Below are 23,878 nucleotides of genomic sequence, written 5' to 3' on the forward strand. Positions count from 1 at the left end.
AAATTTTATGCTTTCCTGCAATACAGGTTCTGTTCTTAGTGCTATTATTCGGCCGGTACCATCAACGTTTTTAATTCTTTGCCCGTAACTATTAAAACACTGACCCATAGCAGAGTCCACAGATTTACAATAACCGGAGATCCCAACAGCCCCGTCTGGTCTAATACACCGGCCTGATAAACCTTGTTCATCCCTATGATAACGACAAGGACATCAAAGATGAACGGCAACAATAAAAAGCCTGTGAAGGTCCACAAACGCTGCGAAGACGCAATACTCTTCCAGGCTCTTATCAGCGCAGGCACCAAAATAGCAGTGACCATCACGATGGCCAGTGCCCAGAGCGCGTTATCGCCAAGATAATCCCCAAGAAAGAATTCCAGCTCCATCAGTTCGTCTCCGCCGCCTATCATCGCAGTAAAGATACGAGCAAAGGGCATGCTGCCAAAAACTAATGCAAATCCCAGTGACTTTTTCCCGGGCAGGTTTTCATATTTCTTGCTCAGCAAATAATAACCAATGTAGATCATGATATAGGTGAATAGCGGACCAGCTATCGAGGCTAAAATTGTCAGATCTCCTTCACAACATAGCCCCCAGGTATTAAAATTCCGTTCCCCCCAGCAACCACAAATTATCCGTCCCACTGCAGTATGGGCTATTTCATGGAGTTCGTGCAATACAAACAATAAGGAGGTAAATGCAACGGTGTTTTTTAACGTAAGGTTTGGCTTAAGTGTTGATGCGATCTTTTGGGCAGATTCCATAATCAGCTGTCAGAAAAATTGCATTACAAAGATAATGAGAAAGACGGCCCTAAAGCAGTTTATAGCTTTATTATCATCTTGCAATTTAACTACGAATAATCAACGACTGTGTTACGCCAGGATATTCTCTTTACCTGAATCAGCAACAAAGACACAGGCTGATTGGGTTTTTTCCACATATGACCGCAGATCATCAAGGTCTGGCTTTTCGGGTAAGCCCATGAGGTTGAGGTCTGCTTGCGGAGCATCTTCCATAATACCCTGGAATGTACCAATTTCAACATGAGGTGTCGCATCAGGGATGCGAGCTACATCCAACAGATTTTCGAGGTAGCGATAGGCTTCTTCAACCTGTGGCTCATCCACTATTGTTATAACCCGCATCTGGGCTCCCCAGTTCACTTTCAATTTATAGGCTGTCAGCAGCGCCAAATCCATATTCCCCAACTCCATACTGAGATCCCAATCAGGCCCCTGTTCGTGAATCCACACGTTTATAGTTTCGCTGCGCCCGAGCTGGGCAATGGTATCCTCAACATACAGCTGAATCCCCATGTTGTTGAGGCGAGCCTGGTTGATAAGCGACAAAATTTCTTCATCATATTGCTTATGAGCAGGCAGTCTTAAAAACAAAATATTAGGCCTAAAGAAGGTCCCCTGTAGTGTTTGTAGCGAATTAAGCACCCCTTCTTTAAAATTTCCAGAGTCGATTACACTCCACCGAGAGTAGATATTTTCCCGGCTGAATGACATCTCAAAATCCATCAGCGAATCTCTAAAGTCGCTATTATTTTTGTCATCTGATATTCCTACCAGTTTTACGGATCCTTTGGGATAGGTAAGGTTTCTGATCAAACTAAAATTACCGCGCAGCTCTCGAGAACTCCTGACGGGAACAAGCAAGTTTGCTTTCCAGGCGCGCTCATTCTCTTCAGGTAGTGACGATACTCGTTTGGCGGCCCATTCTGCCAATGAAACAAACAACCCACTGCGCATATCACCATACGGTACTTTCAGTCTTCTGTTCGACAGGTATAGGTAGGTAACAAGAACAAATCCCAATGCAACAAGTCCGAAGGTGGAGTTGATAATGAACATGGTAAACAGGCAGCCCACCGTCCCCAGCAGCGGTACAAATTTGGGAATCCGGAAGGTCGGACGAAAGCTAATCATATCCATCCGCTGTTCGATAAACACGACCATGTTTATCATCATGTAGGTAATTAAGAAAAACATGGTGATGAGCGGGGCAATGGTATTTAAATCCCGAAGAAGAAGGGTAGCCAGTACCAGTCCGCCAGTTAATAGAATAGCATTACGCGGCTCGCCGTTTTCGGCCAGCTTCGCAAACATATCGCCCCCGGGAAAAATCTTGTGTTCGCCCAAAGCCTGCAGAATTCGGGGTGCACCTACGATCGAAGCCAGCGCCGACGAGAAAGTCGCGCCCAACAGTCCGCCCAGCACTGCCGGTGCCCAGAGTGCATAATCGATCATCACATTGTAGTTGCTCACCAGCTCATCAACCGGAGCTACCCGGGCCATCCAGTATCCACTAGCCATGTAAATCACATAGCTGATGGCTATGGCCGACAGTGTACCCAGGGGTATAGATTTCTTGGGATTTTTGAGCTCTCCCGACATGTTGGCGCCCGCCATAATACCTGTTGCCGCCGGAAACAAAACCGCAAAAACCACCCAAAAGCTAACGCCCTGGAAATCGTTTTCTGCAGCCCCCGGATAACTGCCCCACCATTGGATACTATGCTCCATGGCCCCGGTGAAGACGGTAGCTCCTACTGAAATGAGAGCACCAACTATCACGGCTAGGATAATATATTGAATGCGAAATGCCAGTTTAGCACTCAGAAAAGCCACAAGAAATAAGACGGCAAAAACCGCAATATCTACCACAATGGCATAATGATCAGGGAAGATATAGAGCCAGCCTTCCCTGAAACCAAAGATGTACATGGTAATGGCAAAGGTCTGCGCAAGGTAGAGCGGCACCCCTACACTGCCGCCCACTTCGAGCCCCAGTGATTGGGAAATAATGGAGTAAGCGCCCCCGGCTTCGATACGGATATTGGTGGTAATACATGACATGGAGAGTGCGGTAAAGGAAACAATCACAAAGGCTAGTGTAATAATCATCCAGCCACCCAACAGGCCTGCATTACCGATCACCCAACCCTGACGTAAGAAAAGAATTACGCCTAAAATGGTAAGTAATGTGGGAACAAACACGCCACCGAACGTCCCGTACTTCTGTTGTTCGGTGGATTCTCTCTCATCTACTTTCTGCTGTAGCGTTGATCCTTCTTCCTGTTGATTACTCATACTCAAAAATGAAAAATATTATAACGGTGCTGTTTGATATCATCTTTCAATTTCTATAGAAGATTATTCCACTATAATAATTTTTGATCAATATAGATATCAGTATGAAAATAACTATGTCGGCTTATCCCGCAACAATCCCACCAGCCCGCCGATGGTAGCAGCCCCACCGCCCACCAACATCCAAATAGCCTTGTCAGATCCCGAGCCGCCGAACAGCTGATTTACTTCGGAACCGAAGGATTGATATTCCTGGTACCCAAAGTACAGCAACAGAATACCGCCAACGAGAAGTGCCACAGAAATAACTTTTTTCATAATCAATGGAATTTGATTTATAAGTTATTGATAGCTACTGATTCTAGCTACAAACGTCAAGTTTGAGAATTGGTAATTTAGAACTGTGAATTACCAATTAGTCGAAATTGTCTTCATACAGTTCTTTCTCACTGAAAAGAAACAACAAAAAATCCGGGAGATAAACTCAGTACAATGATTTAAGATGAGACGAATTTTAAAATATATTTTCCTTATTAACTCCCCACACAATATCCTTATATTAACCGTTTATTTGAGTATCTCTCAATACTAATTGACAATTCTAAATTCCTAATATCAGTCTCGTGAGCGGTCAAAAAATTATTTTTTCGATGGAAGGGGTCAGCAAAGTCTATAAGCCTAATAACAAAGTGCTGGACGATATCTACCTCTCCTTTTTCTATGGAGCTAAAATTGGCGTCATCGGTAATAACGGATCCGGTAAAAGTACACTTCTGGACATTATCGCTGGCAAAGAAGATAATTACATGGGCAAAGTTTCTCGCAATAAAGGTATTTCCTTTGGAATGCTGCCCCAAGAGCCCGAGCTGGATGAGGACAAGACTGTCAAAGAGATTGTGCAAGAGGGCGTGCAGGAAAAGATTGACCTCCTGAACAAGTACGAAGAAATTAACGCCGCATTTGGCGAACCTGATGCTGACTATGAAGAACTGATCGAAAAGCAGGAGAAGCTACAGGAGCGCATCGAACAGATGGGCGCCTGGGATCTCGACAGCAAACTTGATCAGGCTATGGATGCTCTGCGAACTCCGCCGGGAGATACGTCGGTAGAAGTGCTATCAGGCGGAGAAAAACGCCGTGTAGCGCTATGCCGATTACTGCTGCAAAAACCAGATGTACTGCTTCTGGACGAGCCCACGAACCACCTGGATGCCGAATCAGTGGCATGGCTCGAGGAGCATCTGGATCGCTATGAGGGTACTGTTATCGCAGTAACTCACGATCGCTATTTCCTGGACAACGTGGCGGGCTGGATTCTGGAACTTGATCGCGGCGAAGGGATTCCCTTCGAGGGCAACTACAGCTCGTGGCTGGATCAGAAGAGAAAGCGGCTTTCCCAAGAGGAAAAAGAGGAATCCAAACGACAGAAGACGCTGCAAAAAGAGTTGGAGTGGATTCAACAAAGTCCTAAAGGCAAACAGACAAAGAGTAAAGCACGCATCAAACGATATGAAAAGATGCTCGCGGAAGAGCGTAACAAACAGCGCGAGGATATGGAAATCTTCATTCCCGCTGGTCCGCGGCTGGGTGACAAGGTGATCGAAGCTAATGATGTTTCTAAAGGATACGAAGACCGCCTGCTGATCGAAGAGATGAACTTTAGCCTGCCGCCGGGTGGTATTGTGGGAGTCATTGGTCCCAATGGTGCGGGGAAATCGACCCTGTTCGAGATGATCACCGGCGAAGAAGAGCCCGATAGCGGCACCATAGAAATAGGTGACACTGTAGAGCTAGGCTATGTTAATCAGGATCGTCCGCTGGACCCCGATAAGTCAATCTGGGAAGAAATTTCGGGCGGCAAGGATTTTGTGAATCTTGGCAATCGTGAGATGAATTCGCGGGCTTATACGGCACGCTTTAACTTTAGCGGCAGCGACCAACAGAAACTGTGCCGTGAAATTTCAGGCGGCGAGCGCAACCGTGTGCACCTGGCTAAGATGCTAAAGCAGGAGGCCAATGTGCTGCTGCTCGATGAGCCTACTAATGACCTGGACGTGCATACGCTGCGGGCTCTAGAGGAAGCTTTGCTTGATTTTGCGGGCTGTGCTGTGGTTATCTCACACGACCGCTGGTTCTTGGATCGTATTTCTACACACATGCTGGCTTTCGAAGGTAACAGCCAGGTGTATTGGTTCCATGGAAATTATTCAGAGTATGAAGAAAATCGTAAAGAGCGGCTGGGCTCACGCTACCATCCGGAACGCGTACAGTACAAGAAGCTGATGCGAGACTAGTAGAATTGGTGAAAACAGGAGTGGGTCCGCATTGCTACCTTTACACTGCCACAAGTTACAAACTTGCGCCAGCAAGTATATACTGTGGAACCAACAAAATGGAAATACCGGAAAGGAGTCTAAAAATATAAAAGCGGTTTCCCTATAAACTGTGGAAACCGCCTTAAATATATCTCAATTATAAAATTAGTGGGGTACGTCAGGGAATTCTCCCGTTTCCGCAATCCATATATTTTGTCCGCTTTGGGGGCTACTGGTCTCGGCAATTACTTCACCATCACTAAGTAGTCGCAGTGTAAGCGAAGATGGTTCTGTACCGCCTATAGGTGACGCCTGTAAACGATATCCCTTGTAGTCTCCGTCTTGCAAATCTCCGGAAGCTGAACCGGAACTGGAAGTCTGAACAGATTCTACCGTCGAAAACTCAAGCGAACTTCCATCATAGTAGCTGCGGGAAATTTGTATAGATATATCCGCGTCGGTCTGTACTTCGTAAGTTAAGTCTCCGGCTAGTGAAGCGCCATCGTCAGATCCTGACCCACATGATGTTAAGGAAACCGAAAGAATTAAAACAAAGGCCACATTAAAAATTGAACTGAATGTAAAACGAGATTTATTTGTATCTGATGTAATCATAATTAAACCTCTATGATGATTTATTATCCCTATAATTAATGGATGAATACGAAGTATTTTTTGTTAAACTATTAACTCCCTGTCACCCGCAACTAACATAAAACTCTTGAAGGGTTATATACAAATAATAACCGATTGGTTATTTACTACTCAAATAATCGGCTAAATCACTAATCGTTTCTATGTCTAACCGTTTAGCCTGCTCTTTGCGCATGATAAGGGCATAGGTGTTTTCAAATCCGATGGGCTCTAACCACTGGATATCAAATTGTTTTTGGGAACGTACTTTCACATAATCAAATACTGCGCTCGCGCTGTTGCCTAAACTATCGACGGTGGCTTCATCACTTTCAAACAAAACATGCAGTCCGGTCCCTGTATATTCGGGATAAAGCTGAATCTCATCATTTTGCAAAGCAGTAAACACAATTTGTGTACCGGCTAGTCCCAACCTAAGCTCCACGTCTAAATCGGTATAGTTTTCAATGAGTATGCGGTACATGTGCGCCAAGATGAACTGCTCGGTTTGTAATTTGCCCCCAATAAGCAGGTCGGGTGTACCTTTTCGGGTCACAGACGTGCGAAAACCCTGCTCATTCAAAAACTTTTTGGCTACGCTCAATTCTGACTGTTGATCATTATCAACTGCACTATTGAGAGCGGTCATCTGCTCGGTGCTTATTTTGCCAGCCAGTTTATTAATGGCTGTAATCATTTTGGGATGTGCCTCTGCAAAATCTTCTTTAACAATTGGCGCTGCCTGGTAGGGTGGGAAATACTGTTTGTCATCTTTGAGCACTTTTAGATTAAAGGCCTTAATACGCCCGTCGGTGGAATAACCCACAATTACATCTACACGCTTGTTTTTGAGAGCTTCGTACATCAGCGAAGCATTCATCTCTACTACCGGAATATCCAGCCCATAATGCTGTTTAAGTCCCTGATATCCATCTGCTCGCTCTAGAAATTCGGGTGGTACGCCGGCTTTAAATTTTTGTTCAACAAACATCGTTGATATTGCATAAACTGATACAAACAGCACCATAACCGCCAATCCATAACTCAAGGGCTTCAATAGTTTGGATACATTGCGCTCCAGCAGCCCGAGCACAAAATCAAATGTCAAAGCCAACAGCGCCGCGGGAAGTGCTCCGGCTAAAATCATTACTGAATTATTGAGGGCAATACCGCGAAAAATGTATTCTCCGAGTCCACCGGCACCAATCAGAGCGCAGAGCGTAGCTACACCTACATTAATAACGGTGGCTGTGCGTATACCTGCAAAGATGACCGGGCCCGCCAGCGGCAGCTCTACTTTCCGCAGGATCTGTCCGCTTGTCATACCCATACCACGCGCCGATTCAATGACCGAAGACTCCACTTCCTGAATGCCCGAATAGGTATTACGGACAATAGGCAAAAGTGCATACAAAAATAGGGCAACAACAGCAGGAAGGGCCCCGATTCCCAGCAACGGAAGCATAAATCCCAAAAGCGCAATGCTGGGTATAGTTTGAATAATACCAACAGTCCCTAACACCGGACCGGATACTTTTTTATATCGAGTGGCCAACAGCCCCAGCGGGATACCAATGAGTACAGCAATAAGCAGCGATACTGCTGTAAGCCCGATATGCTGGAGAAGCTGATCCCATATTTCAGCTTTATTTGTAAGCAAAAAATTCCAAAAATCAACCATTGGCACCTCCGGCTTTTAACGTATTACTGTACTGACGAAATTTGCTTAACAAATTCGAAAAGCTCAGAGAATCAACAGTTTGACCGTCAACACGGTGAATAATAACTGTATTATCATGTGCCCGCTCTTCCATTTCTTCAATAATACTATAAAGAGATTGCTCTCTGCCTATTTCATCTTCCTGCTCTCCCTCCAACGGGGGACTCCAATACAATTTGGAGTTCGGTTCGATGTCGAGAATTTCTGAAAGATTAACACTCAATAATTCCAGCTGAAACCGATCGGATGCAAAAAAGGAATCCACAAAATCGTTGGCAGGACTAAAAAGTAGCTCTTGCGGCGTACCGATCTGTTGTACTTTACCAGCATCCAGCAAACAAAGTCGATCACACATTGCGAAGGCTTCAACTACATCGTGGGTCACCAGCAAAACGGTCTTATTAATTTCTGAAAAGATGTTTTGCACCTCGATCTGAACTTCACGTTTTGTAATTGGATCAAGGGCTCCAAAAGGTTCGTCCATGAGGATGATTGGCGGATCAGCAGCTAAGGCTCGTGCTAATCCCACGCGCTGTTGCTGTCCACCGCTCAGAGCTTCCGGCTTGCGATGGGCAAATTCATCTGCATTAAGCCCTACCAGCTCAAGCAGATCTTCACATCGCGATTCGATACGCTTCTTATTCCACCCTTTTAGGGTTGGGACGGTGGCTATATTTTCGGCCACGGTATAATGGGGAAACAACCCCACATCCTGAATCACATATCCAATTTTTTGGCGCAGACTCTCTGGTTTCTGGGCCTTCACCTGTTGATCATCCACAAATATTGAACCAGAGGTGGGATCAATCAGCCGGTTAATCATCTTCATAGTTGTTGTCTTGCCACAACCGCTAGTGCCGATGAGTCCAAATATTTCGCCCTCTTTTACTGAAAACGAGACGTCATCAACTGCCAAATGATTACCATCGAATACTTTACTAACATGTTGGAGCTGTATCATAACGATGCATTGAGTCTATTGCATATCATACTACAATAATGAAAGCAATTTTTGCAACCCAAATAAAAATGGTACGAGCCAAGCTCGTACCATCAAAATATGATCGTGTTTTAAGGTTTTAATCATTTACTTCTTCCGGCAAGTCAACATTCTGCCGAAATTGCTTCCACTCTTTTGCAATTTTCTTAAGCTCTTTATTGAGCGTTTCGAACCGGGTATACGCATCATTACCGGGACGCTGATCTGCAGAAATCGTCATATAGTACATGTATTCTGCCTGGTCGATCCACATGGGCGGCTGATAGCTGCCTTCATCAGAAGTCACCAGGTGTTTATAAATACCATCTAGCTGTTCGGTGATAGTTGTCGCACGATCCTCGTCGATGGTTCCTGATTCTGTTGCAGACGTAATATTGTTGCGAAGAGTATCGATTGCCGCGGCCATCTTACTTGCTTGACCAATGGCATCCCGAATTTTGAGATTCAGATCAAGCTGAGCCTGTAAATCGGCCTTGCTTACACCATCCGCCTTCACCCGTGGATCGATATTAATCTGTAAATTACGAACTTGGGTCCAATCACCTATCGTAAGCCGAACCTTATACTCTCCCGGCACTGCCAACGGTCCGGCTCCAACACCGAAGTACATTTCGCCGTCAGCGGAAGCCACCGGTTTATTCGGATATCGCAAATCCCATGTAAAGCGATTATGTCCCTGTTTCAGTTTAATGCTGTCGGGCTTGCCCAACTTTTCAGGACCCGGCGCCATCATATTTCCACGGTCATCGGGAGTCTGTGTATCTTTATTTTTCTGATCGGATGTTCCTACAAATCGGCGTATCACCTCTCCATCACTGTCCAGAATATCCAGCGTAAGCTCATTTTGAGGTACCTCTGTAAGATAAAAATCAATCATCGCTCCAGACTCTGGGTACTGCGGCACTTCAGAGCCACCACCCCAGTAGTCCGTACGGTATGCATCCCGCGGCTGATACAGGTGATAATCAGAGCTGGCGATTTGATCATTCAGCTGATGCAGCGGAGTCAAATTATCAAGAATCCAAAAGCCACGCCCCATGGTGGAAAGCACTAAATCTTTATTATGTACTCTTATTTCGGTGATTGGCGTAACGGGCAATCCTTGCTCTAGCTGTTGCCAATTGTTACCGTCATCAAAAGAAACAAAAAGTCCAAAATCAGTACCCCCGTAGAGCACTCCTTTTCGATCGGGATCCTCGCGAACTACGCGCGTTGGATAGTCAGCGGGAATACCATTTTCGCCATTGGTCAGCAGCGTCCAGCTTTGACCGTAATCACTAGTCTTATAAATATAGGGATGAAAGTCTTTGAGAAGCCGGCGCTGTACAGTAGCATACGCTTTCCCCGGGGTATGAGGGGAAACTTCAATTGCCGCCACGCGCCCGTTGGGCGGAAGATTATCTGGAGTAACATTGGCCCATTCCTCACCACCGCTACGCGTTACATAGACCGGACCGTCATTGGCACCGGTCCAGATCACGTCGGGATTATGCGGCGATACCTGAATCGAATAAAGTGTGCTAAAATGTTCCTCTCCGGTAATATCACGATTGATAGGACGTCCGGAAGTAACTTGGTATTTGTCTTTAAATGCTGTCAAGTCGGGACTAATGGTTTCCCAATTTTTACCGCCATTATTTGTTCGGTGCAGATACTGCGAACCGTGATATACTACACTTGAGTCATGAGGAGAAACCTCAATAGGTGATACCCGCTGGAAGCGATACTTGAGCTTACTCGGATTTCGTCCATACATATATTGTGCGCCTACCCAGTACTGTTTTTCCTGACCTGTCTGCTTGTTATAGCGACCAAAACGTCCCTTACAATTAGCAAAAACAATAGTTGAATTATTGATCTGCGGTACGGCCGGGCCAGTTTCACATCCGCCAACCATATGCCATAATCCCTGATTCGTTTCAGAACTTTCGGCGGGTGGCAAGCTCGGTACCGATATGGTAGAATTATCCTGTTGACCCGAATACAACCAATATGGAAACTGGTTGTCGACATTCACTTGGTATAGCTCTGCGGTTGGCTGGTTGTACTGTGTGGACCAACTTTCGCCACCATCTAATGTAACGGTAGCCCCACCATCATTACCCTGTACCTGTAATTTGGGATCGTCAGGATTAATCCACAGATCATGCACATCAGCATGGGTAACCGAACGCCGATCAAAATTTTCGCCCCCGTCCGATGATACCCAGTAGCGCACGTTACCCACATACACTTTATCGGGATTAGTCGGATGCGCAGTAATATTGGTAAAATAGAATGGGCGGGTCATGATCTCTTCTTTATCGCTGGTCTGTGTCCAGCTTTTCCCTCGATCATCTGATCGATAAAGCCCCTGCTGATCACCCGGGGCTTCAACAAGTGCATAAATTCGGTCGGGATTAGCCGGTGTCACCGCAAAGTCTACCTTTCCCATAAGCCCCTGCGGCAAACCTTGTTCCATCTTCTTCCAGTTGTCACCACCGTCAGTCGATTTATAAATACCATTTTCAACATCAGCCCCGCTAATGATCGTCCATGGTTTACGCTCGGCTTGCCACATGCTGGCATAAATTTCATCGGGATTTTCGGGATTCAACTCCAAATCGATAGCCCCGGTTGAGTCTGAAAGAAATAATACTTTTTCCCAATTTTCTCCACCGTCTTTTGAGCGAAAAACACCACGCTGCGAATTCTTTCCGAAGGGATGTCCTAGTGCGGCCACATAGACCAGTTCGGGATTTTCAGGATGGACTTCAACGGCCCCAATTTGTCCAGCCTTTTCAAGACCCAGGAACTGCCAACTTTCACCTGTATCATCAGATTTATATATCCCTCGACCCGTGGTTACGTTGGCACGGATGCCATCAGAGCCGGTGCCTACATAGATTATGCTGGTATCAGAGTCAGCTACTTCAATAGCCCCGATACTTGTACTTTTAAATCCTTTACCGTCAGTAAGATTGTGCCAGGAATTACCATAATTGGTAGTCCGCCAAACGCCACCTCCGCCGGCTGCTCCCATATAAAAAGTACCGGGATGCTGGCGGTGTCCTTCAACCGCTGTAACACGTCCCCCGCGCGTTGGTCCTACGGTTCTGAACTCCATATCGCCATAGAGCGTACTGTCATATGTGACCGCCTGACCATCTTGCGCTGCTACCTGAGATGGAGCTAAAAATACTGCAGAGATAAGTAAACCAAATAATACCAAAGCCGTTTTTATAAATTTCATAGAGGATATGTTTGAATATTTCGATAATTGAAAAAATAATTAACGAATTACTTCGTGAGATGAAAATCTATTTGTCAGAGATTTATAATTATCCGGGTACCGGGCAAATACCTAAACTCATTTGCAAAAAAAATCCCCCGACAATCAAAATAATAATAACAGCAAAAAATAGATACGATTTCCAAGAAGTTGGGCTGTCATATTCTTGCTGTTTTCGGAAAAATTGTATCATTGATATCTCCTTATTTTTTACCAGCCTGCACTACCCGGCTTGCCTTTAAAAGGTCCCACGATGTTAGAGGTAATCCAGCCGCCGTAAAAGCCGCCTTTCTGGGCATCTACCTTTTCGTCACCTACATAGCAACCCTGCATTTTATGGCCATAAAATGCAACATATCCGGCCATCGATTCAAAAGGTTCCGTAAGATCAGGATAACACCATGCCGCCTTTTCAGCTTTTTGTTTACCAACCACCACATCGAAATAATGCGCCTGCCCTTTCCACTCGCAATAGGTAGTACCGGATATTTTTTGCAAATATTTCATCTGGATATCTTCTTGCGGAATATAATATACCGGCGGATGGCTCGTCTCAAGAACCCGCTTAGATCGATCTGAATGCACAATCTCTTTACTATTGAACACGATACGCACTGTTTTTGCGCTATCTTCCATTTTGGGCGGGCGCGGATAATCCCACACTGATTCTTGTCCGGGACCGGGCTCTGTTTTCTTCATTCGATATTACTTTTTAGATAGATATTGTACCGAAAAATAATCGTCCTCGTCTGTCCATACCTGCTCAACAGAGAACGAATCACTGACCAAATCTTCAAACTCATCCAACGTATATTTATACGAATTTTCGGTGTGTATGGATTCCCCTTTATTAAATACAAAAGTTTCATCGGCGATCTGTACTTCTTGCTTTTTCTGCGAAACCAAATGCATTTCGATACGCCCTTCCTGCTCGTTAAAATATGCCTTGTGCGCAAATAAATTTATCTCAAAATCGGCTCCTAACTCACGGTTAATACGCTTTAGCATATTTTTATTAAACTTTGCGGTAATACCATCTTCGTCATTATAAGCAGATTCTAACAGCTGTTTATCTTTTTTCAGATCTACACCAATAAGCATTCCTGCATCTGGGTCAGTGATATCTGCAAGTGTAGATAAAAACGAACGAGCTTTCTCGGGGAGGAAGTTACCGATGGTGGATCCCGGATAAAAAAGAACCTGTTGGCTATAACTATCTCCTAAAGAAGGTAATTTAAAATGAGAGGTATAATCAGCAAATACAGGGATGATGGAAATCCTGGGATATTCGATTCGTAAATTACTAACAATTTTAAGGAGGTATTCCTCTGAGATATCTACTGGCACGTAGGATGCCAATGAATCGAGCTTTTCCAACAGCAGTCGCGTTTTGCTACTACTGCCACTGCCCAACTCCACCAGCATTGCTTTAGAACCTATACTGTCAGCAATAGCATCAATATTTTGATTCAGAATAGACCGCTCGATTTCCGTAGGATAATATTCCTCCAATCGTGTTATCTGCTCAAAGAGCTCCGATCCCCGCTCATCGTAGAAATATTTACTAGGCAACTGCTTTTGTGATTTGCGTAATCCTTCTACTACCTCATCCAGCATCGTCTGCCCAGTATCCGCAACCTGATTTTCCATATAAAAAGTTAAATATTTTTGGCTAGTCGAATGCCGTTAAACTGCCAGCGCGCATCGGGATAGAAAAAGTTGCGGTAGGTCTTTCGGATGTGCGTCTCCGATGTAGCGCATGATCCACCACGCAGCACATACTGACTGCACATAAATTTGCCATTATATTCACCCAGAGCACCGGGTAACGGCTCATATCCGGGATAGGGTTCATAGGCACTCATCGTCCACTCCCAAACATCACCGTACATTTGCTTGAGGCCGTCTGTATTTTGCTGCAGGGGTCGCGGATGAAACTTGTTATCTTCTACAAAATTACCATCGTATGGCTTATCACCGGCGGCTACTTCCCACTCAGCCTCTCGGGGTAACCGCGCATCGGCCCATCGAGCAAACGCATCAGATTCGTAATAACTGACATGGGTTACCGGCTCATGGGGATGTACTTTCCGAAGACCTCCCAACGTATAATGATACCAACCGTCATCCCGTTTGCACCAATAAAGCGGGGAGTCCCAATTTCTTTCATTGACTGTAGCCCATCCGTCATCAAGCCACAAAGGGGAACGTTCATAGCCGCCATCTTCCATAAATTCCATGAATTCACCATTGGTAATCAGGCGGTCGGCCATCACAAATGGCTCAAGAAATTTTCGGTGGCGGGGATGTTCATTATCGTAGGTATATTCTCCCCCATCATTACCGATCTCGTAAATCCCTTCATCAAAAGAAATCCAATTCAGTGAATCAGGCGGACTTCCCTTGGGATGATTGAGCTCTTTATATTTTGGATAGAGTGGATTCTGCGCAAACATGTATTTAAAGTCAGTCACCATCAGCTCTTGGTGCTGCTGCTCGTGATGGTTCCCAATCTCAATGACCGGACCGAATTCAGCAATCTCTTCTGGGGTAGCACCTTCAATAAAAGCAAGCACCTGCCCATTAACATATTCTCGATATTCGAGTACTTCATCTACCGAGGGACGCGAAAGTAACCCTCGCTTTGACCGGGTATGCGGCTCACCGGTTTGCAGATAATAAGAATTAAAAATATATGAATACTGTGGATGCAGGGACTCATAGTCGGGCAGAGCTTTTTCCAACACAAAAGTCTCATAAAACCAGCTCACATGTGCCAAATGCCATTTGGTAGGACTCGTATTATTAATGGCCTGAATGACATAATCTTCCTTCTCCAAAGGCTCCGTTAAATGAATGCTAAAGTCCCGAATTTCCTTAAATCGCTTTTTGAGCTGCTCTTTTGAATGGCGATCGGCAGATTTTTCAAGCTTGGGCTGGGATGTTTTTATATCCATAACAGATATTTTTATAACTGGAGATTACAAACTTGCTGTACTCATCTACAACAGATCATGCAAATTAGTTCTTCCACTCTAAAAAATTCGGGAAATTACCATATACTAACCGGCTTTTACTATTCAATACAGCTAGTTAGCGGAAATCAAATAATTGAGAAAATATACATGGGAAAGTGACAAGAAAAAATACATGCTAAGAAATCAATAGATCTATTCTTTATAAAAATAGATTTTGTTACGATTGCTATCCTTAGTACTCCTGACTCTCACCCCATTTTTTTCATTATACTGATACACAGCTGTACGCATCGAATTCAAATGGTTCTCATCCTCAAAACCAACCTCTATTGCATCTCCATCTGCTTCCAGCTTATCGAGTGCTTCAAATAAAGGCTTAAACTTTGACGATCGCCGCTTGGTTGCCTCTAATTTTTCACGATCTACGAATTTAATATCCATTGGACCAAAAGTTAGTCAGCATTTCTGCTCTCTTTATTCCATCTTAGATAATATACTTTTCACTAAATGTTTAGTTATAAACTATATTTCAGATCAATGATTAGATAACCAATGCTATATAAAAGATGTACAATATTCACTTACTGAATCTCATAAAACTGATCGTAAACGTAATCCCAAAAATCCGCTAAATTTGATCCTTTATTGTGCGGATTTTTTGAAGTAGATGACTTCATTGCATCTAAACAAGCTTTTTCTTTGGCATCATAATATGCCTTCAACTGATGTGCAGTGGGATCTTCGATCATCTCTTCAAACTTTTTTATTTTTTCAGGCATAACAGACTATTTCACAATTATAAATATATTCATCAATATAACGTACAACCCTTATTCTAATAAAGCAGTTTAGATAAGATATTGCAAAAGGGAGTCAAGAATAGCAAATAAAAAACGGACAGCTCCTCACGAAACTGTCCGTAATAATGTTTGAGTGGGCGATGCTGGATTCGAACCAGCGACTTCTTCCTTGTAAGGGAAGCACTCTAAACCGCTGAGTTAATCGCCCTTTTGCAAGTGCAGAATATACGCATATTCTGTTATCACTCAAAACATTTTTTACTCCTTCAAAGGAAGAATATTTTTTGTAGGTTAACACCGTTAACTACTTCTTGACTTGTGTTACACAATCAGGCATCTTAGCAAACAATACAAGCAACGCCTCTATTAAATCGATTTATATACTGTTATGGCAAACCAATTAAATAACAATTCTCCTTTCGAAGCCGTCATCGTCGATGGCGGACGCATTCCCTTTCAGCGGTCGGGCACCGGATATAAAAAAATGATGTCCTATGATCTCGGTCGTATGGCTATCGAAGGACTAATCAGTCGCTCGGGCATTCATGCTGGTGAGCTGGATCGTGTCATCATGGGTACGGTCATCCAAGAGGTAAACACCAGCAATGTGGCCCGAGAATCGGCACTGGGGGCCGGCATCCCCAATACTGTACCGGCTCATACGGTCACCCAAGCCTGTATCTCTTCGAATCAAGCTATCACTAGTGCGGTTAACCTGATTCGTTCGGGACAAGCTCAAATTATACTGGCCGGCGGCACCGAAACCATGTCTGACATTCCTATCCGGTTTCGTAAAAAGTTCCGCCAAAAACTATTGGATGCCCGTAAATACAAATCGCTTAGTGACTTTCTGGGATTTTTTAAAGGACTGCGACCATCGCACCTATTGCCAGAAATCCCATCTATTTCTGAATTTTCTACCGGTGATACCATGGGTGAAAGCTGTGACCGCATGGCCGCTCACTTTGGCATCGGCCGAAAAGAGCAAGACCAATATGCCCTGCGTTCTCACCAGATGGCAGCAAAAGCTACCAATGAAGGCTTGCTTGATGATGAACTGTTACCGGCTGCCACTCCTCCTGACTTTGATGCCATCGAGTACGACAATACCTATCGTGAAGACACCTCGATGGAAAAACTTGAAAAGCTAAGCCCTGCCTTTATCAAGCCGCACGGCACTATCACGGCGGGTAATTCTTCGGCATTTACCGACGGTGCTTCGGCTTCACTGATCATGGAAAAACAAACGGCTCTCAATCACAATATCACTCCAAAAGCTATATTACGCAATTATACTTATGTAGCACAAGACCCTGAGGATGAACTACTGCTGGGTCCGGCCTATGCCACCCCAAAAGTACTTGATGCGGCGGAGCTTCAGCTTGCTGATATTGACGTTTTTGAGTTTCACGAAGCCTTTGCCGGACAAATATTAACGGTACTTAAAGCACTCAACTCCGACAAATTTGCAAAAGAAAAACTAGATCGCGATCAGAAAGTGGGCGAAATCCCAATGGATAAATTTAATTGCTGGGGTGGATCGCTTTCGCTGGGTCACCCTTTTGGAGCTACAGGTACGCGCTTAGTCACCACTGCTGCCAATAGGCTGCATCACGAAGACGGCCGTTTTGCACTTGTTGCTGCCTGTGCTGCCGGTGGACAGGGACATGCTATGATCCTGGAACGATTTGACGGCTAATATTCAATAGTAGCACGGGCATTTACTCATGCGAAAGCTGCTGCCTGCTACAAACAAATACTTGCAACAGTTCTATTTGTCTGCTTTATGATACTTAAACCTGAAAGTTATTTATAGATATGTCTTACTTATCCATTGAAGAACAAGAAAATATACTGGTTGTTACTCTTAACCAGCCTGATGAAAAAGTAAACAAACTTAATGAGGCGTTAATCTCTGACTTTGAAAACCTCCTTAATGATGTAAACGACAATGAGATTGACGGCATTGTTCTGCAAAGCGGCAAAGAAGGAAATTTTATTGCTGGTGCCGATGTAGAAATGTTGAAAAACAAGTCAGCTCCCGAAGGTATTGAAGAATTAAGCAGGCGCGGTAATGAGCTGCTTCTAAAGCTGGAAAAACATCCGATCCCTGTTGTAGCAGCTATTCATGGCTCGTGCATCGGCGGCGGTATGGAAGTAGCAATGGCCTGTAACTATCGCGTAGCTTCGGAACATTCTGATACAGTGATGGGACAACCCGAGGTAAATCTGGGGCTACTACCCGGTGGCGGGGGCACACAACGTCTGCCCCGACTTATTGGCATACAAAATGCCCTTACCTACATGCTTACAGGCAAAAACATTTATCCGCGCAAGGCTTACAAATTAGGATTGGTAGATGAGCTAACGCATAAAGATGCGGTGCTGACAGCCGCTAAAGCAGCGGTCAAAAAAATCAACAGTGGAAAGTTCGAGCGCAAAGATAAACGAAGCCTTGCTCACCAACTGATGGAAGGGCTAAGTCCTCTGCGCAAAATTATTTATTCCCAAGCCCGCAAGCGAGCTCAATCTAATACAAAAGGCAACTATCCCGCGCCGGAAAAAATTATCGACAGTGTGGAAGAAGGATATGAAAATGGCTTTCAGGCCGGCCTGGAATTAGAGTCTGTTAACTTTGGAAAGCTGGCAGCAACACCCGAATCAGAAGCGTTGGTAAATATGTTCTTTGCCATGCAGGGTGCCAAGAAAAATCCGCAGGAAGACCAAGCAAAAGGCATTCAAAAAATGGGTGTGCTAGGTGCGGGACTTATGGGCTCAGGAATTGCCGATGTCAGTGTCAACAACGATTTCCGCGTGCTCCTCAAAGACCAGTCCGTAGAACAAGCCAGCAAGGGCAAGCAATCCATATGGAAAAGCCTGGAAAAAAATCGTAAGAAACATATTATTTCATCATTTGAACGCGATCGCATCTCAAGTTTGGTTACTCCTACCGAAACCTACGACGGCTTTGAAAATACAGACATGGTTATTGAAGCTGTTTTTGAGGACTTAGATCTCAAACAATCAATCTTAGAAGAGGTAGAACAGGTAACACCTGACCACTGTATTTTTGCCTCGAATACTTCTTCCTTACCTATCAATAACATTGCTGAAGCCTCCGGTCGGCCGGAACAGGTGGTGGGCATGCATTACTTTTCACCCGTTCCTAAAATGCCACTTCTGGAAATTATTACCACTGAGAAAACAGCTGACTGGGTTACCGCCACGGCTCGAGAAGTAGGAATTCAGCAGGGCAAACATGTAATTGTCGTTAATGACGGTCCCGGTTTTTACACCACACGCATCCTCTCTCCCTTTATGAATGAGGCACTGATGCTGCTCGAAGAAGGCATTTCGATTAAACAGCTTGATCACGATATGAAACAATTTGGCTTTCCGGTGGGGCCCGCGGCCCTCTTTGATGAGGTTGGAATCGATGTAGCTGCGCACATCACCGAAGTGCTTAGCGATCTCTTCGCAGAACGTGGTATCCAATCCAGCCAAAAACCAACAGAGCTTTTCGAAGAAGGCTATAAAGGCCGTAAAAACCAAAAGGGATTTTATACATACGAAGAAAAGGACGGCGATCTCAAAAAAGGCGACCCCAACAAACAGATGTATCAATACTTTGGTGGACCTAATCGCACGTCCATGGATGCCAACACTGTACAACAGCGAATGACGTTGACGATGGTAAACGAAGCCGCTTGGTGTCTGCAAGAGGATATACTACACAATGCTACCGACGGCGACCTGGGCGCCGTGATGGGTCTAGGATTTCCTCCTTTTCTGGGTGGACCATTCCGATATATTGACCGAGAGGGAGCTGATAAAATTGTACAACGGCTCGAAAAATTTGAGCAGGAGCATGGCCCAAGATTTACTCCGGCAGATATTCTGAAGGACTATGCAAAATCCGGTAAAAAGTTCCACCAAGATTGACAAACCAACATCTCATCCTGAACTTGATTCAAGATCCCAATAATTGGAGCAACCCGGTAAAAACACTATCTTTAGAGGCTATTTAACAGAATTGAAATATAACAAATATACGTTTTCATGATACACACAGCATTATTGTTGATGGGATCTTCACAAGGTGGCGGTGGTTGGATTAACCTGGTTTTTCTGGGAGCCATTTTTGTAATCTTTTATTTCTTTATCATCCGTCCGCAAAAAAAGCGGCAGGAAGAAGTTCAAAATATGGTTGATAACCTTGAGAAAGGGGACAAAATTGTAACCTCCGGCGGAATGATTGCCCGTGTGAGAACTGTTGATGAGGACACTGTTCTAGCTGAAATTGACAGCGATGTTAAAGCTCGATTTCAAAAAAGTTCTATTACGGATGTAAATCCCAATCAAGATTAATTGAAATATGTCCGGTAATATTACATTCGATAGCATAGAATCTGCTATCGAAGACATTAAACAGGGCGGCATTGTTATTGTAGCCGATGATAAGGACCGCGAAAACGAAGGTGATTTTGTAATGGCGGCCGAAAAAGTCACCTCCGAAGCCGTCAACCTGATGGCCAAATACGGTCGCGGGCTCATCTGCACGCCTATTACCCGAGAAAAAGCCTATCAGCTTAATCTCGACTATATGGTAACGGAAGGTGCCGACCCCGATGAGGCAGCCTTTACGGTTTCTATTGATCATAACGAATTAACCACTACGGGCATATCAGCCGCTGATCGCGCCAACACCATTAAAGAGATGATCAAACGCGATGCCCAACCTGATGATTTCCGCCGACCCGGACATATTTTTCCTCTTATCGGTACGAACGGTGGTGTACTTCGCCGTGCCGGACATACCGAAGCAGCTATTGACCTTGCCCGGCTGGCCGGTCTTGAACCGGCAGGTATTATCTGTGAGATCATGAAAGATAATGGTGCCATGGCCCGGCTCCCGGATCTGGCAGAACTTGCTGACGAGTTTAACATGAAGCTGATAAGCATTGAAGATCTTATCAGCTACCGGATGCAAAATGAATCGCTAGTCCGCAAAATTGTGGATGTTAACCTGCCTACCATTTACGGAGATTTTACCCTACACGCTTTCGAAGAACGCCTCACCGGCGACCATCACCTGGCGCTGGCTAAAGGCGAATGGGAAGAAGGTGATCCCGTGCTGGTGCGCGTACACTCTTCGTGCATGACCGGAGACATTTTCGGATCCAAACGATGTGATTGCGGTGAACAGCTGCATCAGGCGCTATTGCAAGTCGAAAAAGAAGGCAAAGGCGTAGTGCTCTACATGAATCAGGAAGGCCGCGGTATTGGGCTGGTCAACAAGCTTAAAGCATATAAGCTACAAGAAAAAGGTATGGATACGGTCGAGGCCAATGAGGCACTTGGTTTTGAACCTGATGCACGCGACTATGGCGTTGGGGCACAAATTCTGCGGTCACTGGATATCTCCAAGTTGCGGCTGATGACTAACAATCCCGTTAAGCGTGTGGGACTCAAAAGCTTTGGCCTTGAAATGGTTGAGCGCGTGCCCATCGAAGTGGGAGCCTATCCCGAAAATGTGCGCTATCTAAAAACAAAGCGCGACAAGATGGGCCATGAGCTTGATCTCGAAGAGTTGGATCCGCATAGCCCAAAATTTATTGACAGCATTGTTACGGATGAGTAGTACTACTTGATCAGCAGCATTTTTTGTGCTGCACGATCTTTTTCATCCCCGGCCCGTCGGCCACGATGCGATAAAAATAGAGTCCGCTGGCATACCGGGACCCATCCCACCGGATCTGCCGCCTGCCCGCTTGCTGGGTTTCATCTAGCGTCTTACATCTCGCATCTCACCTTTTCCTTTGTTCCCCTTCTTGCCCTTTCCCCCCTTCTTGTCGTCTTTATCCTTTTTTCCGCCCTTGCCCCCGCCGGTCCGTTCCCCGCCGAGCTGCTCCAGCAGTTCCAGCCCGTTGAACCAGAGCAGCGCGTACCCCTCACTGGTGATGTGCTTGCCCTGCTGGGCGCGCACCTCGTTAAGGAATGCGTTCAGCCCGTTGATCGCCTGTTTGGTCTTATCCTTCGAAAGCTGTTTGTCCACGTTGTCCAGCTTGGCTTGGAGACTCCGGCAAATACCTTTGTTCGTTACCCAGGTGGTGTCGCAGGAGAAGACCAGGTAGGAGTTCAGACTGTCCAAAAATACTCCCATGTCAACGTTCTCCGACCATACTCTGGGAGAAATAGTATCTCCCTTATAAGCGGCTTCTTTCCAATCAATGAAAATTTCATCCTCCGTGTAACCGGCCTTAAATAAACTATCTATATACTCATCAGTAAGAGGTTCTACAAAGCCTTCTGTATAAAATGGATGGATTGCGGGTAATCCTTCAGAGTTGAATGAGATTTCTATCTGTTCACCTGGAGATAGTCCGTTTTCTGGAGGCAAATCCAAAATCTTACCTGCGGCTGCTCCAGTAATATAGATTTTATCCAATCCATCAATATACCATTTCTTAGTTGATGGACTTGGAATAGTTTTGTTATAAAAGGATTTATCTTTGATAAATATGGAAAATGCTACCAAGACCTGTTCACTTTCCTCCGCATTCTTGATAGTATAATCATAGATATACCCAACTGAATCAGATCGGGTAACTTCTGCCGTGAATTCTCCATAGGCTTTATTTGGACGTTCAATTTGGCAAATGCCAGCTTGGCAAATACTAAATGGAACAATTAATAAAAATATTATTCTCATAACTTCCCTCTTGCTACTTCATGTTTTTTATTTCTAATCTCCACGCCATCTAAAGTGTGGATATCGAATGCCCGGATCATCTTCATCTGGTTCACGGTATGGGTCCTGCTGTCCTTCTTCAATCAATTCCCAGTCCATTTCTCTCATTAGACGACGATAATTTCTAATCCAATCAACATCGAAGACCTTGACTGTTCGCTCTCTTTCCTGACCAGTTTCAGAATTTATTACAGTTACCGTAGTATCCCTGTAAGAAATATTTTCAATATCTACATCTTTTCCTATACGGTGCGGGACGAGCAGGATTCTATCTATTACGTAATGCGATTTTCTTGTCTCTCTTTCTGGTCAATTGCCTCTTCTTCTTGAGGTCTGTCGTTTCCCTCTACCGCTTCAGGCATCACTTTTTTGTGGAAAATGATCATGGCAATAATAGCTGTTGTGATGGCAATGTCAGCCACGTTAAAAATGTAGGGGAACACCGGATAGCCGTTAATAACAAGATTGAAATGTATAAAATCTACTACGTGTCCCTCCAATACCCCACCGGTTGATTGAATATATCCCATCAGCAGCCGATCAATAATATTGCCAAAAGCACCGCCCAGTACCAATCCCATACAGAGCATATAACCCATGCTGGCTTGCTGACGATTATATAATACATAGGTGAGAATCCCGATGGTAGCGAGAATAGCAAAAATGCTAATTAACTCGGTAGAAGCCCAGCGCATCCCTAACGCCATACCGGGATTTTGGGTATAATGAAAAGTTAACCAGCCGGGAATAATATCCGTAGTATGCCAGCTTGGTGAAAGTCTAATCCAATGCTTGGTCAGCTGATCCAGAATGACAACAATAATTGCCGGAACAGCCAGAGCGGTTGTTTTCGTGCGTATCAAATGAAGTAATATTACAGGAAAATTCTATCTGCGCTTTAGCTTAGCTTCAATACTAAGTTGTGTATGAGGAACGGCCTCGAGGCGTCCCTTTTTAATTTTTTTACCGGTTACCTTGCACACACCGTACGTTTTATTCTCGATGCGCTCCAGAGCACCGTTCAGATACCGCAAAAATTTCTTCGTGCGATTAAACAACATGTACGTTTTTTCACGCTCTTGAGCATCGGTACCGACATCAGCCATATGGTACGAGTAGGCTGATTCTTCACCGGCATTTTCCATGCTGTCCTGCAGTGAACTTTTCAGTGATTCAAGTTCTTTTTCAGCTTCTTCACGCTTTTCTAGAATAATATCTTTAAAATATTCCAGTTCCTCATCAGAATACGGGGAAACGCGTTCTTCAGCTTGGCTATTTTCTTTTTCTGATGCCATAATTCTACTCT

Annotated in this window: 20 protein-coding genes and 1 tRNA gene; 5 read left to right on the forward strand and 16 right to left on the reverse strand. The window is 44.7% G+C overall.

Annotation, left to right across the window (positions count from 1 at the left end; translation table 11 throughout):
• Positions 1 to 44: 44 nt before the first annotated feature.
• The 3 genes from LX73_RS05150 to LX73_RS05160 all read right to left on the reverse strand — a co-directional run bounded on the left by LX73_RS05150 (position 45) and on the right by LX73_RS05160 (position 3,422).
• Positions 45 to 767, reverse strand: coding sequence for a hypothetical protein (locus LX73_RS05150; RefSeq protein ID WP_148898426.1), 723 nt, complete (start codon positions 765 to 767; stop codon positions 45 to 47).
• A 111-nt stretch (positions 768 to 878) separates the two neighbouring features.
• The gene (locus LX73_RS05155; RefSeq protein WP_148898427.1) at positions 879 to 3,104 is read right to left on the reverse strand and encodes an amino acid permease; all 2,226 of its coding nucleotides are present in this window, start codon (positions 3,102 to 3,104) and stop codon (positions 879 to 881) included.
• 114 nt (positions 3,105 to 3,218) lie between these two features.
• Positions 3,219 to 3,422, reverse strand: a complete 204-nt coding sequence (locus LX73_RS05160; RefSeq protein WP_148898428.1) for a DUF3185 family protein — start codon at positions 3,420 to 3,422, stop codon at positions 3,219 to 3,221.
• Positions 3,423 to 3,727: 305 nt separating this feature from the next.
• Here LX73_RS05160 and ettA point away from each other — a divergent pair, with 305 nt between their 5' ends.
• Positions 3,728 to 5,398: an energy-dependent translational throttle protein EttA gene (gene ettA, locus LX73_RS05165; RefSeq protein WP_148898429.1), complete on the forward strand. Its 1,671-nt coding sequence runs from the start codon at positions 3,728 to 3,730 to the stop codon at positions 5,396 to 5,398.
• A gap of 186 nt (positions 5,399 to 5,584) precedes the next feature.
• Here the strand turns inward: ettA and LX73_RS05170 are convergent, their stop codons facing one another.
• From LX73_RS05170 to LX73_RS05215, 10 genes are all read right to left on the reverse strand, one after another.
• Positions 5,585 to 6,034 carry a hypothetical protein gene (locus LX73_RS05170; RefSeq protein WP_148898430.1) on the reverse strand — a complete coding sequence of 150 codons (450 nt, stop codon included), beginning with the start codon at positions 6,032 to 6,034 and terminating at the stop codon, positions 5,585 to 5,587.
• A gap of 139 nt (positions 6,035 to 6,173) precedes the next feature.
• A complete protein-coding gene (locus LX73_RS05175; RefSeq protein WP_148898431.1) occupies positions 6,174 to 7,733 on the reverse strand; it encodes an ABC transporter permease/substrate-binding protein in 1,560 nt (519 codons plus the stop codon).
• Entirely contained in the window at positions 7,726 to 8,733 is a 1,008-nt protein-coding gene (locus tag LX73_RS05180; RefSeq protein ID WP_148898432.1) for an ABC transporter ATP-binding protein, read from the reverse strand. Before LX73_RS05180 ends, LX73_RS05175 begins: the two co-directional genes overlap by 8 nt.
• 118 nt (positions 8,734 to 8,851) lie before the next feature.
• Positions 8,852 to 12,004 carry a WD40/YVTN/BNR-like repeat-containing protein gene (locus LX73_RS05185; RefSeq protein ID WP_148898433.1) on the reverse strand — a complete coding sequence of 1,051 codons (3,153 nt, stop codon included), beginning with the start codon at positions 12,002 to 12,004 and terminating at the stop codon, positions 8,852 to 8,854.
• Positions 12,005 to 12,253: 249 nt separating this feature from the next.
• Positions 12,254 to 12,742 carry a DUF427 domain-containing protein gene (locus LX73_RS05190; protein ID WP_148898434.1) on the reverse strand — a complete coding sequence of 163 codons (489 nt, stop codon included), beginning with the start codon at positions 12,740 to 12,742 and terminating at the stop codon, positions 12,254 to 12,256.
• Between the two features lie 6 nt (positions 12,743 to 12,748).
• Entirely contained in the window at positions 12,749 to 13,693 is a 945-nt protein-coding gene (gene egtD, locus LX73_RS05195; protein ID WP_246138167.1) for an L-histidine N(alpha)-methyltransferase, read from the reverse strand.
• An 8-nt stretch (positions 13,694 to 13,701) separates the two neighbouring features.
• Positions 13,702 to 15,000, reverse strand: coding sequence for an ergothioneine biosynthesis protein EgtB (egtB, locus tag LX73_RS05200; protein WP_148898435.1), 1,299 nt, complete (start codon positions 14,998 to 15,000; stop codon positions 13,702 to 13,704).
• Between the two features lie 213 nt (positions 15,001 to 15,213).
• On the reverse strand, positions 15,214 to 15,462 hold the full coding sequence (locus tag LX73_RS05205) for a hypothetical protein (RefSeq protein WP_148898436.1): 249 nt from the start codon (positions 15,460 to 15,462) through the stop codon (positions 15,214 to 15,216).
• 140 nt (positions 15,463 to 15,602) lie between these two features.
• Positions 15,603 to 15,800 carry a hypothetical protein gene (locus LX73_RS05210; RefSeq protein WP_148898437.1) on the reverse strand — a complete coding sequence of 66 codons (198 nt, stop codon included), beginning with the start codon at positions 15,798 to 15,800 and terminating at the stop codon, positions 15,603 to 15,605.
• A 155-nt stretch (positions 15,801 to 15,955) separates the two neighbouring features.
• Positions 15,956 to 16,029: transfer RNA gene (locus LX73_RS05215), tRNA-Val, on the reverse strand.
• A 180-nt stretch (positions 16,030 to 16,209) separates the two neighbouring features.
• Between LX73_RS05215 and LX73_RS05220 the strand changes: the two genes are divergently transcribed.
• The 4 genes from LX73_RS05220 (at position 16,210) to LX73_RS05235 (ending at position 21,462) form a co-directional block, all read left to right on the forward strand.
• The gene (locus tag LX73_RS05220; protein ID WP_148898438.1) at positions 16,210 to 17,520 is read left to right on the forward strand and encodes an acetyl-CoA C-acyltransferase; all 1,311 of its coding nucleotides are present in this window, start codon (positions 16,210 to 16,212) and stop codon (positions 17,518 to 17,520) included.
• Between the two features lie 119 nt (positions 17,521 to 17,639).
• Positions 17,640 to 19,763 (forward strand): 3-hydroxyacyl-CoA dehydrogenase NAD-binding domain-containing protein, encoded by a 2,124-nt coding sequence (locus LX73_RS05225; RefSeq protein WP_148898439.1) that lies wholly within the window; start codon positions 17,640 to 17,642, stop codon positions 19,761 to 19,763.
• 117 nt (positions 19,764 to 19,880) lie between these two features.
• Complete coding sequence (yajC, locus tag LX73_RS05230) at positions 19,881 to 20,189, forward strand: preprotein translocase subunit YajC (protein ID WP_148898440.1); 309 nt, start codon at positions 19,881 to 19,883, stop codon at positions 20,187 to 20,189.
• Positions 20,190 to 20,196: 7 nt separating this feature from the next.
• Entirely contained in the window at positions 20,197 to 21,462 is a 1,266-nt protein-coding gene (locus LX73_RS05235; protein ID WP_148898441.1) for a bifunctional 3,4-dihydroxy-2-butanone-4-phosphate synthase/GTP cyclohydrolase II, read from the forward strand.
• A 144-nt stretch (positions 21,463 to 21,606) separates the two neighbouring features.
• On the opposite strand, the gene LX73_RS05240 is transcribed toward LX73_RS05235, so the two are convergent.
• The 3 genes from LX73_RS05240 to LX73_RS05250 form a co-directional block, all read right to left on the reverse strand.
• Positions 21,607 to 22,533 (reverse strand): FIMAH domain-containing protein, encoded by a 927-nt coding sequence (locus LX73_RS05240; RefSeq protein ID WP_148898442.1) that lies wholly within the window; start codon positions 22,531 to 22,533, stop codon positions 21,607 to 21,609.
• A gap of 314 nt (positions 22,534 to 22,847) precedes the next feature.
• Complete coding sequence (locus LX73_RS05245; RefSeq protein WP_148898443.1) at positions 22,848 to 23,435, reverse strand: signal peptidase II; 588 nt, start codon at positions 23,433 to 23,435, stop codon at positions 22,848 to 22,850.
• A 24-nt stretch (positions 23,436 to 23,459) separates the two neighbouring features.
• A complete protein-coding gene (locus tag LX73_RS05250) occupies positions 23,460 to 23,867 on the reverse strand; it encodes a TraR/DksA family transcriptional regulator (protein ID WP_148898444.1) in 408 nt (135 codons plus the stop codon).
• Positions 23,868 to 23,878 lie beyond the last annotated feature (11 nt).

Source organism: Fodinibius salinus (genome assembly GCF_008124865.1).
GTDB classification, from domain to species: domain Bacteria; phylum Bacteroidota; class Rhodothermia; order Balneolales; family Balneolaceae; genus Fodinibius; species Fodinibius salinus.

Coding starts and splice junctions, on each gene's coding strand:
- LX73_RS05190 (WP_148898434.1), bottom strand. CDS start 12,742: ATGAAGAAAACAGAGCCCGGTCCCGGACAAGAATCAGTGTGGGATTAT.
- LX73_RS05150 (WP_148898426.1), bottom strand. CDS start 767: ATGGAATCTGCCCAAAAGATCGCATCAACACTTAAGCCAAACCTTACG.
- LX73_RS05240 (WP_148898442.1), bottom strand. CDS start 22,533: ATGAGAATAATATTTTTATTAATTGTTCCATTTAGTATTTGCCAAGCT.
- LX73_RS05170 (WP_148898430.1), bottom strand. CDS start 6,034: ATGATTACATCAGATACAAATAAATCTCGTTTTACATTCAGTTCAATT.
- yajC (WP_148898440.1), top strand. CDS start 19,881: ATGATACACACAGCATTATTGTTGATGGGATCTTCACAAGGTGGCGGT.
- egtD (WP_246138167.1), bottom strand. CDS start 13,693: ATGGAAAATCAGGTTGCGGATACTGGGCAGACGATGCTGGATGAGGTA.
- LX73_RS05155 (WP_148898427.1), bottom strand. CDS start 3,104: ATGAGTAATCAACAGGAAGAAGGATCAACGCTACAGCAGAAAGTAGAT.
- LX73_RS05225 (WP_148898439.1), top strand. CDS start 17,640: ATGTCTTACTTATCCATTGAAGAACAAGAAAATATACTGGTTGTTACT.
- LX73_RS05205 (WP_148898436.1), bottom strand. CDS start 15,462: ATGGATATTAAATTCGTAGATCGTGAAAAATTAGAGGCAACCAAGCGG.
- LX73_RS05250 (WP_148898444.1), bottom strand. CDS start 23,867: ATGGCATCAGAAAAAGAAAATAGCCAAGCTGAAGAACGCGTTTCCCCG.
- LX73_RS05160 (WP_148898428.1), bottom strand. CDS start 3,422: ATGAAAAAAGTTATTTCTGTGGCACTTCTCGTTGGCGGTATTCTGTTG.
- LX73_RS05220 (WP_148898438.1), top strand. CDS start 16,210: ATGGCAAACCAATTAAATAACAATTCTCCTTTCGAAGCCGTCATCGTC.
- LX73_RS05175 (WP_148898431.1), bottom strand. CDS start 7,733: ATGGTTGATTTTTGGAATTTTTTGCTTACAAATAAAGCTGAAATATGG.
- LX73_RS05235 (WP_148898441.1), top strand. CDS start 20,197: ATGTCCGGTAATATTACATTCGATAGCATAGAATCTGCTATCGAAGAC.
- LX73_RS05210 (WP_148898437.1), bottom strand. CDS start 15,800: ATGCCTGAAAAAATAAAAAAGTTTGAAGAGATGATCGAAGATCCCACT.
- egtB (WP_148898435.1), bottom strand. CDS start 15,000: ATGGATATAAAAACATCCCAGCCCAAGCTTGAAAAATCTGCCGATCGC.
- LX73_RS05180 (WP_148898432.1), bottom strand. CDS start 8,733: ATGATACAGCTCCAACATGTTAGTAAAGTATTCGATGGTAATCATTTG.
- LX73_RS05185 (WP_148898433.1), bottom strand. CDS start 12,004: ATGAAATTTATAAAAACGGCTTTGGTATTATTTGGTTTACTTATCTCT.